Consider the following 14,514-nt stretch of genomic DNA (forward strand, 5'->3'; position numbering starts at 1 on the left):
GTCGGCAGTTCGAATCTGCCCAGACCCACCAGTTTCCTGGTGAGTTAATTGGCTGAAGCGCACCCCGCCTCGAAAGTAACGCCTGTAGCAATACGGGGCCATAGCTCAGCTGGGAGAGCGCCTGCCTTGCACGCAGGAGGTCAACGGTTCGATCCCGTTTGGCTCCACCACTTACTGCTTCTGTTGATTGTAAAGCTTAGAAATGAGCATTCCATCGTTGATGGTGAATGTTGATTTCTAGTCTTTGATTAGATCGTTCTTTAAAAATTTGGGTATGTGATAGAAATATAGACTGATGGCCACTTTCACTGGTGGGTATCAGGCTAAGGTAAAATTTGTGAGTAATTGCGAATTTTCGGCGAATGTCGTCTTCACAGTATAACCAGATTGCTTGGGGTTATATGGTCAAGTGAAGAAGCGCATACGGTGGATGCCTTGGCAGTCAGAGGCGATGAAAGACGTGGTAGCCTGCGAAAAGCTTCGGGGAGTCGGCAAACAGACTGTGATCCGGAGATGTCTGAATGGGGGAACCCAGCCATCATAAGATGGTTACCTTACACTGAATACATAGGTGTATGGAGCGAACCAGGGGAACTGAAACATCTAAGTACCCTGAGGAAAAGAAATCAACCGAGATTCCCTTAGTAGTGGCGAGCGAACGGGGACCAGCCCTTAAGTTATCTTGAGATTAGCGGAACGCTCTGGAAAGTGCGGCCATAGTGGGTGATAGCCCTGTACGCGAAAATCTCTTGGTAATGAAATCGAGTAGGACGGGGCACGAGAAACCTTGTCTGAACATGGGGGGACCATCCTCCAAGGCTAAATACTACTGACTGACCGATAGTGAACTAGTACCGTGAGGGAAAGGCGAAAAGAACCCCGGAGAGGGGAGTGAAATAGATCCTGAAACCGTATGCGTACAAGCAGTGGGAGCCCACTTTGTTGGGTGACTGCGTACCTTTTGTATAATGGGTCAGCGACTTATTTTCAGTGGCGAGCTTAACCGAATAGGGGAGGCGTAGCGAAAGCGAGTCTTAATAGGGCGTCTAGTCGCTGGGAATAGACCCGAAACCGGGCGATCTATCCATGGGCAGGTTGAAGGTTGGGTAACACTAACTGGAGGACCGAACCGACTACCGTTGAAAAGTTAGCGGATGACCTGTGGATCGGAGTGAAAGGCTAATCAAGCTCGGAGATAGCTGGTTCTCCTCGAAAGCTATTTAGGTAGCGCCTCATGTATCACTGTAGGGGGTAGAGCACTGTTTCGGCTAGGGGGTCATCCCGACTTACCAAACCGATGCAAACTCCGAATACCTACAAGTGCCGAGCATGGGAGACACACGGCGGGTGCTAACGTCCGTCGTGAAAAGGGAAACAACCCAGACCGTCAGCTAAGGTCCCAAAGTTATGGTTAAGTGGGAAACGATGTGGGAAGGCTTAGACAGCTAGGAGGTTGGCTTAGAAGCAGCCACCCTTTAAAGAAAGCGTAATAGCTCACTAGTCGAGTCGGCCTGCGCGGAAGATGTAACGGGGCTCAAACCATACACCGAAGCTACGGGTATCACCTTCGGGTGATGCGGTAGAGGAGCGTTCTGTAAGCCTGTGAAGGTGAGTTGAGAAGCTTGCTGGAGGTATCAGAAGTGCGAATGCTGACATGAGTAACGATAATGGGTGTGAAAAACACCCACGCCGAAAGACCAAGGTTTCCTGCGCAACGTTAATCGACGCAGGGTTAGTCGGTCCCTAAGGCGAGGCTGAAAAGCGTAGTCGATGGAAAACAGGTTAATATTCCTGTACTTCTGGTTATTGCGATGGAGGGACGGAGAAGGCTAGGCCAGCTTGGCGTTGGTTGTCCAAGTTTAAGGTGGTAGGCTGGAATCTTAGGTAAATCCGGGATTCTAAGGCCGAGAGCTGATGACGAGTGTACTTTTAGTACACGAAGTGGTTGATGCCATGCTTCCAAGAAAAGCTTCTAAGCTTCAGGTAACCAGGAACCGTACCCCAAACCGACACAGGTGGTTGGGTAGAGAATACCAAGGCGCTTGAGAGAACTCGGGTGAAGGAACTAGGCAAAATGGCACCGTAACTTCGGGAGAAGGTGCGCCGGTGGAGGTGAAGCATTTACTGCGTAAGCCCCTGCCGGTCGAAGATACCAGGCCGCTGCGACTGTTTATTAAAAACACAGCACTCTGCAAACACGAAAGTGGACGTATAGGGTGTGACGCCTGCCCGGTGCCGGAAGGTTAATTGATGGGGTTAGCTAACGCGAAGCTCTTGATCGAAGCCCCGGTAAACGGCGGCCGTAACTATAACGGTCCTAAGGTAGCGAAATTCCTTGTCGGGTAAGTTCCGACCTGCACGAATGGCGTAACGATGGCGGCGCTGTCTCCACCCGAGACTCAGTGAAATTGAAATCGCTGTGAAGATGCAGTGTATCCGCGGCTAGACGGAAAGACCCCGTGAACCTTTACTATAGCTTTGCACTGGACTTTGAATTTGCTTGTGTAGGATAGGTGGGAGGCTTTGAAGCGTGGACGCCAGTCTGCGTGGAGCCAACCTTGAAATACCACCCTGGCAACTTTGAGGTTCTAACTCAGGTCCGTTATCCGGATCGAGGACAGTGTATGGTGGGTAGTTTGACTGGGGCGGTCTCCTCCTAAAGAGTAACGGAGGAGTACGAAGGTGCGCTCAGACCGGTCGGAAATCGGTCGTAGAGTATAAAGGCAAAAGCGCGCTTGACTGCGAGACAGACACGTCGAGCAGGTACGAAAGTAGGTCTTAGTGATCCGGTGGTTCTGTATGGAAGGGCCATCGCTCAACGGATAAAAGGTACTCCGGGGATAACAGGCTGATACCGCCCAAGAGTTCATATCGACGGCGGTGTTTGGCACCTCGATGTCGGCTCATCACATCCTGGGGCTGAAGCCGGTCCCAAGGGTATGGCTGTTCGCCATTTAAAGTGGTACGCGAGCTGGGTTTAGAACGTCGTGAGACAGTTCGGTCCCTATCTGCCGTGGACGTTTGAGATTTGAGAGGGGCTGCTCCTAGTACGAGAGGACCGGAGTGGACGAACCTCTGGTGTTCCGGTTGTCACGCCAGTGGCATTGCCGGGTAGCTATGTTCGGAATAGATAACCGCTGAAAGCATCTAAGCGGGAAACTAGCCTCAAGATGAGATCTCACTGGGACCTTGAGTCCCCTGAAGGGCCGTCGAAGACTACGACGTTGATAGGCAGGGTGTGTAAGCGCTGTGAGGCGTTGAGCTAACCTGTACTAATTGCCCGTGAGGCTTGACCATATAACACCCAAGCAATTTGAGCGAAAGCCAGATTGCGGTGACTGTGAAGACGACACGAACCGAAAGTTCGCGACGCCCACAACGATACCGAGCTATCACATACCTGATTTGCCGAGACGTCGACAGACGGCCCGGTACCCGAATTTCTTGACGACCATAGAGCATTGGAACCACCTGATCCCATCCCGAACTCAGCAGTGAAACGATGCATCGCCGATGGTAGTGTGGGGTTTCCCCATGTGAGAGTAGGTCATCGTCAAGATTGAATTCCAGAACCCCCGATCGCTTACGCGTTCGGGGGTTTTGTCTTTCTGCGCTCTGGATGAGGGTAACGCCATACCAGGTGCGCGCAAATCGCCCCCCTCGTCAGCGGTTACTTTTTTTGCTCAGTCGGTTTTCCCGGTTCGGCACTCGGCCGGCTGCTGAGATACCGGGTGATGGCTTCCATAGCGCGATTGAGGTGATGTACCAGCGCTTGTACGGTTTGCTCTACCAACTTGTCTTTGGCCAGTTCAAACAAATGCCAGTGGTCGTTCTGAGAGAGCTTGCCCAAGCCCATCGATGAAAGATGGAAGCGCAGGAATCGCTCCTCCTCGTTCAGGCCTTGCTCCACCAAATTCATGAGTCGTTGGTTGTGCGCCTTGGCATACAGCGCCATATGGAACATACGGTTAAGCCTGCCCATTTCGCTGTAATCAGTTTCGACCTCCAGTTGCTCCACGCAACGCCGCGCCAGGGCAAGATCCTCTGCGTCCAGCAAAGGGATCGACTGACGCAGCGCTTCGGATTCCAACAGAATGCGCAACGCATAAGCGTCCATGGCATCTTCATTGATCAGCGGTGCGACCACGGCTCCTTTATGCGTCTCGACACGCAATAACGACTGCGCTTCGAGCTGACGCAGCGCCTCGCGCACCGGCATGCGGCTGACGCCAAACAAGGTCGCCAGTTCTTGCTGACGCAGCGCGATGCCGGCGGGCAAGCGGCCATCGAGGATAGCGTTGCGAAGCCGTTCTTCGATGACCGCCCTGGCCAGATGCGCTGGAGGCTGTTCATCGCCGAGAAGTTCGCGCAGAAAGCTTTGTCTATCGAGATTGCGCATCACCCTACTTCTTTGAGAGGACTAAGGGGATTGGATCCAATTGACACTAGAGCAGCGCACGGCATTGTCAAACATTCCCGAGGAAATTGGTTCCACGAACGGGGTTGACCCATCGTACGGTCGATAATCTGTTGAGCAGATGATCTCACCGCGCCATTGTCTTTCTCCGAGCGAAACTGCACCATCAAGCGCTAATGGCCAGCCACACGGAATCACTGCATGGCGGCACGCCTGGCGTTGGATCGACTTGGCCGCGGGCCTTGTATCGCGCTCGTGCTGGCTGCCTTGGGCTGCGTCGGCGGGGTCCATGCTGACTGGGATTTTACCGTCATCAGCCATCGTGCCCAAGCCTTGTATGGGCCGCTGGGAGAAGGCCGCGAGCGCATCGACGCCTGGCAGAATCTGTTGGCTACACGCAGGCAGTTCAGCGAGCTGGAACAGTTGAACCTGGTCAATCGATTCTTCAATAGCCAACTGCATTATCGAGAAGACAGCGAGCTGTGGCACCAGCCGGATTACTGGGCGACGCCAGTGGAGTCGCTAATCAAGGGCGCTGGAGACTGTGAGGACTATGCAATTGCCAAATACTTCAGCCTGCGGCATCTGGATGTTCCAGGCGAAAAATTGCTGATTACCTACGTGAAGGCGTTAGGCCTCAATCGCGCTCATATGGTGCTGACCTACTACGCCACTCCAGGCAGCGAGCCCCTTGTCCTGGACAGTTTGGTTGACGTGATCATGCCTGCAAGCCAGCGTCCGGATTTGCTGCCGGTGTATGCGTTCAACGGCGAAGGCGTATGGCTTGCGGGAGATTCCGGCAATACACGGACAGGTGATAGCAAGCGTCTGTCCCGTTGGCAGGATGTGTTGAAAAAGATGCGAGCCGAAGGCTTTCCATCAGAACCTGAACGGTAGTCTGCCCGGAGCAAGGAGCGCCGATGTCATTGTTCAAACAGCTATTGATCGCCATCTGCCTGTTTTTGGTTGTTGCCTTCAGCGGCAACTTTTTGATCAGCCTGGAAAGCTCACGTAGCCAATACGTCGCCCAATTGCACTCCCATGCCCAGGACGCGGCGACAGCATTGGCGCTGTCGCTGACGCCGGTGATCGATGATCCGGCGATGGTTGAATTGATGGCTTCAGCGATTTTCGACAGCGGGTATTACACAAACATCAAGGTCGTGGACCTGGCCAGTGGGCGGTCACTGGCACAGCGCCAGGCGCAACCCGATACCAACGACGTACCCGCGTGGTTCATCAAATTGATTGCACTGGAACCTGCCGACGGGAGTGCAATTATCAGTCGCGGCTGGCAGCAGGCGGCACGGGTCGAAGTGATAAGCCATCCCCAGTTTGCCGTGCAGAAACTCTGGCAAAGTGCGTTGGGCAGCCTGGGTTGGTTATTGATCTGTGGTTTGCTCAGCGCCGTGTTGGGTGGCTTGTTGCTCAAACGCCGGCTTCGACCGCTGGACTACCTGGTTGCGCAGGCCAACGCCATTGCTCGTCGTGAGTTCCTGAGTCTGTCAGCCCTGCCCGGCACCCCGGAATTGCGGCGGGTGGTTCAGGCGATGAACCAGATGGTCGACAAGCTCCAGGCGCTGTTTGTCGAGAATACCCAACGAACTGAACAGCTACGTGGCGAGTGCTGGCAAGACAGTCTGACCGGACTGGGTAACCGGCGTTATTTCGACATGCAACTCGCGGAGTATCTGACCTGTCGAGAGGATGCCAGTCCGGGTTATCTGCTGCTGTTGCGGGTCAACGATATGGCCGGGTTGAACGAGCGCCTGGGGGGCAATCGCACCGATTCCCTGCTGCTGGCGATCAGTGACCTGCTCGGGCGCCACTGCGCTGCCCATCTTCAAACCCGTCATCTGCTCGCGCGCAATCGGGGTGGCGAATTTGCCGTGCTGGGTCCGGGCATGGGCCGCGAAGATGCGTTGCTGCTGGTTCAAAAACTGCAAAGCGGCCTGATCAGCCTGCAGGAAACCGGCGCTTCTGATGTCACACCCATCGCGTCGATTGGCCTGGCGGCATTCAGTCCGGGCGACAGCCCCTCAACCGTGATCGGGCTGGCGGACCAGGCTTTGGTCGAGGCGGAAAACCAGCACGATCCGGGCTGGAGCATGGCACCGCGCAGCGCGGAGTCCAGCCCCGAAGACGACCATCACGCCTGGTATCGCTTACTGGATCAGGCGCTGACTCAGCGCAGCTTTCAGCTGTTTTTCCAGCCGGTGGTGGACACTCGCGATCCCACGCAGGTGCTGCATCACAAAGTGCTGGCGCGGTTGCGTGACCCACACGGGCAGCTACTCCCGGCCGGTCGATTCCTGCCCTGGATCGAACGCTTCGGCTGGTCCTCAAGGCTGGACCTGGTGATGCTTGAGTCTGTTTTCGAACAGTTGGCTGAGCATCAAAAGCCACTGGCACTGAGCGTCTCGGGCACCACGCTGGAGGACCCGGCCAGCAGTGAGCAAGCCTTCGAGCTGCTGCGTCGTCACGCTTCAATGGCCGCGCGGCTGACCCTTGAAATCGACGCCCGGCGCATCGCTGAGCACGCCGGGTTACGCGCGCTGACCACACGCCTGCATGAGCTGGGTTTTGCCTTTGCGGTGCAGCACTTCGGCGGGCGCTTCAGCATGATCGGCGACCTCTCAGTCCTGGGGCTGGCATACCTGAAAATCGACGGCAGCTATATCCGCAATATTGATGTAGACGTGCCAAAGCGTCTGTTTATCGAAGCGATGCAGCGCGCCGCCCACAGCATCGATCTGCCGCTGATTGCCGAGCGTATCGAGACTGAGGGCGAGTTGCGCATCATTCGCGAGATGGGCATTCAGGCGGCACAGGGACAACTTTTCGGCGAGCCTGCGCCGTGGCAGTGAGTCAGGCTGAAGTCTCGTCCGCCAGGTCCTGAACATCGGGCGCCAACGCCACGCTGCGTCCGCTCCAGAAGCACAGCACGCCACCCATGGCGGTCAGCCCGGCGAGGACATAGAACATAGTCGGCGCGGGCGTGTGGATCAGCAAGTAGCCACAAATCACCGGGCTCAATGCGCCGCCAAACGCCGCCAGATTCTGCGCGCCGTAGTAGCTGCCGCGCAGGTTCTCGGGTGCGATGGTGTCGACGAACAGATATTCGGCGGGATAGATGATCATTTCACCCAGGGTGAAAATGAACATCGCGATGCACCACGCCAGCATGCTGTGGGAAAAACTGAACGCCAACAGACCGATCACGAACAACGCGGTGCCCACCACGATCCAGCGAGGCAATTGCTCGCGCTTGAGAAAACGCCCGATCTGATATTGCAGCAGGATCACCGTCACGGCGTTGCAGGCAAGCATCGCAGAAAGAATCTTCAATGCATCTGCGGTGGACGTCTGGGTCACCAGCAGAAATTGCGAGAGATACAGCGTGAAGCGGCCGTGCACGATGGTACTCAACAAGCTGCCGCTGGTGAACAGGATCAGCGTGCGGTCGTTTTTCAAGGTGCGCAGCGTGCTGAGAAAACTCTGCGGTTTGACCTCGTCGCTGCGCTGGGTCGGCGGGATGCCAATCATCAAGAACAGGCTGCCGAAGGCGATGGCGCTAGCGATAAAAAATGGCGCCAGCGGCCAGTACCCGGCGATGATCACGCCCAGCATCGGGCCGGTGGCATAGCCGATATTGGTGAGCGTGTAGCGCAGGGAAAAGGCTTTGGCGCGCAGGCCGATCGGCAGGTTCTCGCTGATGATGGCTTTGGAACCGATCAGGAACAACGCCGATGCCGTTTCGGTGATCACCAGTGTCAGCGTGGTCAGGTACACGTCGTGAGCGAAGGTCAGCAACGTGAAACCAATCGCACTGGAAAGCATGGCCACGATCAGCAGTTTGCGTTTTTCCAGGCGGTCGATGATGTAACCGCCATACAGCCCGAGCAAGGTTGCGAGGAACACGGCGATGCCCATGAGCAAGCCGACATCCTGTTGATCCAGCCCCAATCGCGTGCTCAGAAACAATGTCAGCAACGGACTGGTAATCGCCCGACTGACGACGATAGTCAGCGAGCAGATCATCAAGCGCCGGATAACGAGAGAGTAAGTGGCCACGCGAGGTTGATGTCCTTGAGGTGAAGTTGCCAATCACCGTTGGCTATGTTCGTATCGTGGCTCGCAGCCTGTTGAAAAAGGCAACTGAGGTCAATCAGCTTTATGGACACTCCACTTTCCGGTTCTGGAAACTTGCCCCCCAAGCCCGGAAACCGCCCGCCGTTGTCACTCAGCGGGCTCGATTTCAAACTGTTGCGGGTGTTCAAGGCGGTGGTCGAAGCGGGCGGTTTCAGCGCCGCGCAAAATGAGCTGAACGTTGGCCTCGCGGCGATCAGTAAACAGATTTCCGATCTTGAGATTCGCCTCGGCATGCGGCTGTGCACTCGCGGTCGGGAAGGCTTTTGCCTGACCGAAGAAGGCAAGCTGGTCTATCAGGCTTCCATCGATTTATTCGCCTCGGTGGACAGTTTTCGCGACCGCCTGAGTTCTGCGCAGAATGAGCTGACCGGCGACCTGAACATCGGAGTCATCGACAACACTTTCCAGGACCCCAACTCGCCGCTGATTGCCGCGCTGCGGGTGCTGCATGATGAGGCGCCCAAGGTCAGGTTACGTTTGCATGCTTCGCCGCTGGATGACATCGAGCGCGGGATCGTCGAAGGGCGCTTGATTGTCGGTGTTGTCCCGGTCTATCAACGTCGCGAGGAGTTCGATTACTTCGATCTCTATCAGGAAACTTCAAACGCCTACTGCGCAATCGGCCATCCGCTTTTCGAGGTCGATGAACGCGAGATTGATGTCGATGTGTTGCGTGGCTGTGAGGTGGTCAACCATCGTTATGCGCTGCATGGCGACAAGGCCAACTTCGTGACCCTCGACAGTCAATCCGCCACGGCCTCCCAGGTTGAAGCGGTGGCGATGCTGGTCATGACCGGGCGCTTCATCGGGTTTCTGCCGGAGCATTTCGCTGCGCGGCTGGTGCGTGATGGCGTGTTGCGTGCGTTGCGCCCCGACCTGATCAACATTCGCACCCACCTCAACATGATCCTGCGCCACAACGCCCCACGCAGCCCGTTGGTGAAAGCGTTCGCCACGGCGCTGGGGGTTGATTTGAAGGCGTTGGAATAACCAGCGGAATCAGAAATCCTCAAAGCGCCGGCTTGATCTGCAAGTGATCCACTTCCAGAACATGCCCTGCGCCCACATCCATCAGCACGTAGAACTCGCCTTTCGGACGTTTGAAGGTGAAGGTGGAATCAGCGCCGAATTTGCCGGGGATCAGGATGCGTTCGTTGTAATTAATGACATCCACCGTCACGTTGGGTACGCCATCACCACTGGAAAAACCGCCAACACAGCGCACTTGCTGGTCAGACAGTTCTTCGCATTTACACACCAGGCCGTGGGCGTGGGCGGTGTTGCCCAGGCCGATCAAGCAGGCGAGGGCGAGCAGGCGCAACGGGTTCAAGCGGATCATGGTTTGTCTCCGTTTTTGGCCAGCCACTCGATGGTCTTCGGCGAGGCTACGGTCAGCGGGATTGCTTTCTGATGGACAGAGCCGTCCCAGCCTTCCAGGGTTATCCATAGCTGATCATCGGCCTGGGTCGTCGTTGGCACTGGCACTTCTGCACCCAGCCGGTACGGGCTGCCTTCAAAAATCGCTCCGGCCGCGCGCAGGCTGCGGGGTTTGCCGACGCGCATGTAGGCGACTTTTACCTGGCTGATACACGCCTGGCAGAGCGCCGCGTTGAATTCCTTGACGAAACCCGCCGGGCCGTCCGATTCGGGGCCTTCGTCATGCACTTCGGCAAGCGTCAGGCTCCACGGGCCGACCTGAATATCGCCGATCATCCGTTCGCCAAGCCCGGCATCACCGCGAAAAAATGCGGCGTTCTTGAAGTACGCCGGCATGAATCCCAGCGGAATCAGCAGCAGCAGAATATTCAGATGAAAGCGCCACTTGAGCCACCAACGTCCGAGTCGAGTGGTGGGCGGGGCAGGCTTCTTCCGGTTGGCAGTGGCGGTCCGGCTCATGAATTGAGCTCCTTTCTGAGGGCGTTCACTGCTTTCAGGCGCTGCACGTCACGCTCCGGGCGCTTGAGCAAGGCGACGGTTGCCAGCGCCGTGCGTTTGCTCCAGATCAACAGGCCGCTGAGCACCATCATGCTCAGCAGCAGACCGAACACAAACCAGATCATCTTGATCCAGAGCCCGCCGAAATCCCCGGTGTGCAGTGGCCGCATCGACTCGGTGACGAATTCCAGCTTCGTGTTGTCCGCAAGCAGGCGCTGGCCAATGATTGCGCCGTTGTAAGGGTTGATCTCGGCGGTCTGGAACATCAGCGGATACCAGCCGCGCCCACCCACGGTCAGCGGCGCGTAAGCGGTGCCGGGAAGCTCGGCGAAAGTGATTTCCAGCCCCGGCACTTCACGTTGGGCGACGTTGATCGCCTGATCCAGATTGAAGGTCGGCGGCCGCTCACCGGAAGGCGAAATCGGCACTTCTTCTCGGGCGACAAAAACTGGAACGCCTTCGGAAGAGATGGAAATGCGATTGTCGAACAGCAGTGCCTGAATCAGAAACCAGGTGCCAGTGATGGAAATCACGGCAATGAACCAGATCGACCAGATTCCTGACAGCCGATGAAAATCTCCCCAGAAAACCCGGGCACCTTGGTTAAAGCGCAGCTTGGGCTTCAGGAAACCCCGCCAGAAACGCTTGTAGACCACCAGCCCGGTTATCAGCGACACCAACATCGGCAGGCCCAGGAACGACACCAGATACCAGCCCCAACTGAAACCGTTGGTAAACGGCACCAGCCACCAACCATGCAGCGCCCGCGTGAAACCACGGAAATTGAAGGTCGCGGCTTTGCCCTGAATGACGCCGGTATAGGGGTTCACGTACAGCGTGGTCAGCGTGCCATCGGGGTTGCTGACGCTGGCGGTCAGCGCGAAGTGTGATTCATCCGGGCGCACGATGTTTCTGATCACCAGTTCCGGCCGCGCCTTGTTGACGGCTATTACCGCTTCGCCGAGGGTCAGCAGCGGGGCATCATCCGAAGGTTTGGACGCGCGCACTTCAGGCTGCGCAAGCCAGACAATCTCCTGACTGACCACCGCCAGCGTGCCGGTCACGCACACGATCAACACAAAGAACCAGATGGGCAACGCCAGCCAGCTGTGAACCATAAACCAGATACGCGAACGTGACTTTTTGGACATGGGGCGCAATCTTGTCTTGAGAGTGACAACCGGTCCGAAAAACGGACAAGGCCGGGCCCAATAAATTTTGGGCATACCACTAAGACGGATGAGATGCGAAAAAACGACGACGAAGATGCAAGCAAATGTTACATGGAGCCGTCACACGGCAAGTGCGCTCTTTTCGCCGCTCTGGTAGGACCGGACTTGTCCGGGAAGACGTCCATCTGGGCAATGGAGAACAGGCAGCCAAATTGTGTTTGGCTGACCCGGCCTCTTCGGGGACAAGTCCCCTCCTACAGAGCGTGCAGAAATCTGTAGGACCGGCTTCAGCCGGGAGAGTGTTTCCCCCGAAAACGCGGTCCTCTGAAACCAGGTCGTTAAGCTTTCATCCCCGGCAAACCCCAGGCCTCAAGCGGGAAGTCCGCCAGCGACTCCAGCAGCAGGTCGGCATGTTCGTACTGCTCGATGGGCATATGTGGATCAGGTACAGCGACGGCAAACATGCCGGCGGCTTTGGCGGCGGTTACGCCGAAGGGTGAGTCTTCAAACACCAGGCAATCGGCTGGATCGACCCCCAGGCGGCGTGCGGCAACCAGGAAAATATCCGGCGCGGGTTTGGCTGCGCCCACGTCCGGGTCGTCGGCAGTGACGACGATCTCGAACAGCTCGAACCAACTGCGGTGCAGTTCGGTTTTGGCCTTGAAATAATGGATCGATGAACTGGTGCCCACCGCGATGGGAATATCGTGCCGGGCCAGATGGCGCACCAACGCTTCGGCACCGTGCATGGCCGCAGCCTTGGGGAAACGCTCGTCGAGCATCGGCGCGCGAATGTCGAGGAACTCGTCCACCGACAGCGGCAGCTCCAGCTCCTGAATCACGAACCCGGCAAAGTCCCGAGCGCCACGGCCGATGGTGTGCTGTTTCACGGCCCAGTCGAACGTGCGGCCATAGCGGCTGGCAATCAGGTGGGTGACCTCGGTGTAAATACCTTCGGTATCCAGCAACAAGCCGTCCATATCGAAAATTACGGCCTTGATCGGGCCTCGCTCGCTTTGCAGTTCAGTCATGTTCTCGAATCCTGTTTTTTCAAACCTGACGTCAGCCTAACGTCTGTAGGAAGGCTATTGCTACCCGCGTATGAATCTGGAGTGGCTGCAACCAAATGGCCATGTAGCTGCCCAACACCTGTCGAAAAGGACTATTCGTACACATAACAGGGCAACATCGCTGGGCCGTCACAAGCCGTCGATGATAATCTCTCGCAACTTTTCACCGAGGCGGCATGATTTTGCATGGCAGGTCCAAGGCCATCAAAACCCGCCCAGGTTCAGGGAAGACTTCTTTCCACATCCAGAAACGGACATCCTCGAGTCGAACATGAATAAATCAGCAGGCATCGCAGTAGGCGTCATCGTCGTCGCAGGAGCCCTGGCTACTGGCGGCGCCTGGTACACCGGCACCAAGCTTGAAGGCGTACTGCGCGACTCGATCCAGAATGCCAACCAGGAATTGAAAAATTCGCTGGCCGGCAGCAACAGCAGCATGACCATCGAGCTGCTGTCGATTGACCGCCATGTATTCAGCAGCACCGCGCATTACCGTTTTGTTATCCAGGATCCGAACCTGTCCGCTGACGGCACCAACGCTGAATTCCTGTTCGTGGATCGCATTGAACATGGTCCGTTGCCGTTCTCGCGTATCAAGTCGCTGAAGCTGCTGCCGGTCATGGCCCAGAGCAACTTCGAGATGGAAAAAAGTCCGAGCGCTGAAAAGTGGTTTGCCATGAGCAAAGGCGTCGCGCCGGTTACGGGCTACGCCAGTGTCGGCTACGACCGCGCAGTCAGCGGGAGGCTGAACCTGTCGCCGCTGGAAATGAACGATACCGACGGCACGTTCAGCTTCTCCGGCCTGGTCGTCGATGTGGACGCCAGCGCCGATGCCGAGAAGGTCAAACTCACCGGCAACATGGACAACCTGAAGCTGGACGTCACCGGTCCCGACGGCCAGGTCGTCCTGGGTATGCAGGGCCTGACGTTCGACAGCGGCGGCACCAAGGGCAAATCCGGTTTCTACCTGGGCCACAGCAATCTGAAAATCGCCAGCGCACTGGCTCAGGTTGCCGGACAGCCGCCCATGCTGTTCAAGGATGTGGTCAACACCAACCTGGCGCAGGAAGACAACGGCAAATTTGCGGCACAGGTCAATTACAACATCGGCATGATCAATTATCAGGGCAACGACGTGGGCGCGGCGCAGTTGGCGTTCAAAGTCAGCAACTTCGACGTTGTGGCGACGCAAGCGCTGTATCAGCTGTACCAGACCAAAATCCTGCCGCAACAACAGGCCGCCGCTGCTGCGGGCGAACCGCTGCAGTTGGCGCTGCTGCCTGCTGATCAGCAGGTACTGGATACCGAAACGGCCAAGCTGCTGGCCGGCAAGCCGCATGTCGAACTTGAGAAGCTGTCGCTCAAAACCGCCAACGGCGAAAGCCACGTGCGGGTTGCGGTTGATCTGGCAGATCCGGGCTCGCTCGATCAGCCTTCATCCGCTGTCGCGGCCAAAAGCATTGGCCAGCTGGACGCCAAAGTCGTGCTGTCCAAGCCGATGATTCAGGACCTTGCCACGCTCCAGGCGCGCGCAGCCGGTTTGACCGATGCCGCCGCGATTGCCGAGCAAGCCAAGGCTGCCAGCGACATGGTCGGCGGTATGGCCGTGGTGCTGCAATTGGCCAAGGTCGATGGCGACAATGTGGTCTCGGACCTGCATTACGCCAATAACATCGTTGACTTCAACGGCGTCAAAATGAGCCCGCAGCAGTTTGTCGCAATGATCATGGGTAAAGTTGGCGGCATGTCCGGTCAATAAACCCAGGCG

General features: G+C 56.9%; 10 protein-coding genes, 1 tRNA gene and 2 rRNA genes. 7 read left to right on the forward strand and 6 right to left on the reverse strand.

The features are described from left to right. Positions 1-94 precede the first annotated feature (94 nt). From CFII64_RS25310 to rrf, 3 genes are all read left to right on the forward strand, one after another. Positions 95-170 (forward strand) — tRNA-Ala (locus CFII64_RS25310). 233 nt (positions 171-403) lie between these two features. Then, positions 404-3,297: ribosomal RNA gene (locus CFII64_RS25315) — 23S ribosomal RNA — on the forward strand. A gap of 146 nt (positions 3,298-3,443) precedes the next feature. Next, positions 3,444-3,559 (forward strand): 5S ribosomal RNA (gene rrf / locus CFII64_RS25320). Between the two features lie 111 nt (positions 3,560-3,670). Here the strand turns inward: rrf and CFII64_RS25325 are convergent. Further along, positions 3,671-4,399, reverse strand: coding sequence for a GntR family transcriptional regulator (locus CFII64_RS25325; RefSeq protein WP_020293714.1), 729 nt, complete (start codon positions 4,397-4,399; stop codon positions 3,671-3,673). A gap of 219 nt (positions 4,400-4,618) precedes the next feature. Between CFII64_RS25325 and lapG the strand changes: the two genes are divergently transcribed. Both lapG and lapD read left to right on the forward strand, forming a co-directional pair. Further along, on the forward strand, positions 4,619-5,314 hold the full coding sequence (gene lapG, locus CFII64_RS25330; protein WP_020293715.1) for a cysteine protease LapG: 696 nt from the start codon (positions 4,619-4,621) through the stop codon (positions 5,312-5,314). 23 nt (positions 5,315-5,337) lie between these two features. Then, the gene (gene lapD / locus CFII64_RS25335; RefSeq protein ID WP_020293716.1) at positions 5,338-7,284 is read left to right on the forward strand and encodes a cyclic di-GMP receptor LapD; all 1,947 of its coding nucleotides are present in this window, start codon (positions 5,338-5,340) and stop codon (positions 7,282-7,284) included. A gap of 1 nt (position 7,285) precedes the next feature. Here the strand turns inward: lapD and CFII64_RS25340 are convergent, their stop codons facing one another. After that, on the reverse strand, positions 7,286-8,491 hold the full coding sequence (locus CFII64_RS25340) for an MFS transporter (protein WP_044901684.1): 1,206 nt from the start codon (positions 8,489-8,491) through the stop codon (positions 7,286-7,288). 102 nt (positions 8,492-8,593) lie between these two features. Here CFII64_RS25340 and CFII64_RS25345 point away from each other — a divergent pair, with 102 nt between their 5' ends. Beyond that, entirely contained in the window at positions 8,594-9,559 is a 966-nt protein-coding gene (locus CFII64_RS25345) for a LysR family transcriptional regulator (protein ID WP_044901685.1), read from the forward strand. Between the two features lie 19 nt (positions 9,560-9,578). On the opposite strand, the gene CFII64_RS25350 is transcribed toward CFII64_RS25345, so the two are convergent. From CFII64_RS25350 to CFII64_RS25365, 4 genes are all read right to left on the reverse strand, one after another. Beyond that, on the reverse strand, positions 9,579-9,908 hold the full coding sequence (locus tag CFII64_RS25350; protein WP_020293719.1) for a hypothetical protein: 330 nt from the start codon (positions 9,906-9,908) through the stop codon (positions 9,579-9,581). Next, a complete protein-coding gene (locus tag CFII64_RS25355) occupies positions 9,905-10,465 on the reverse strand; it encodes a hypothetical protein (protein ID WP_020293720.1) in 561 nt (186 codons plus the stop codon). Before CFII64_RS25355 ends, CFII64_RS25350 begins: the two co-directional genes overlap by 4 nt. Next, positions 10,462-11,655, reverse strand: a complete 1,194-nt coding sequence (locus CFII64_RS25360) for a PepSY domain-containing protein (protein ID WP_020293721.1) — start codon at positions 11,653-11,655, stop codon at positions 10,462-10,464. Before CFII64_RS25360 ends, CFII64_RS25355 begins: the two co-directional genes overlap by 4 nt. A gap of 359 nt (positions 11,656-12,014) precedes the next feature. Continuing rightward, positions 12,015-12,707, reverse strand: coding sequence for an HAD-IA family hydrolase (locus CFII64_RS25365; RefSeq protein ID WP_020293722.1), 693 nt, complete (start codon positions 12,705-12,707; stop codon positions 12,015-12,017). A 310-nt stretch (positions 12,708-13,017) separates the two neighbouring features. On the opposite strand from CFII64_RS25365, the gene CFII64_RS25370 reads away from it, so the two are divergent. After that, positions 13,018-14,505 (forward strand): YdgA family protein, encoded by a 1,488-nt coding sequence (locus CFII64_RS25370; protein WP_020293723.1) that lies wholly within the window; start codon positions 13,018-13,020, stop codon positions 14,503-14,505. The last annotated feature ends 9 nt before the right edge of the window (positions 14,506-14,514 follow it).

This window comes from Pseudomonas sp. CFII64 (assembly GCF_000416235.1).
Lineage (GTDB): Bacteria > Pseudomonadota > Gammaproteobacteria > Pseudomonadales > Pseudomonadaceae > Aquipseudomonas.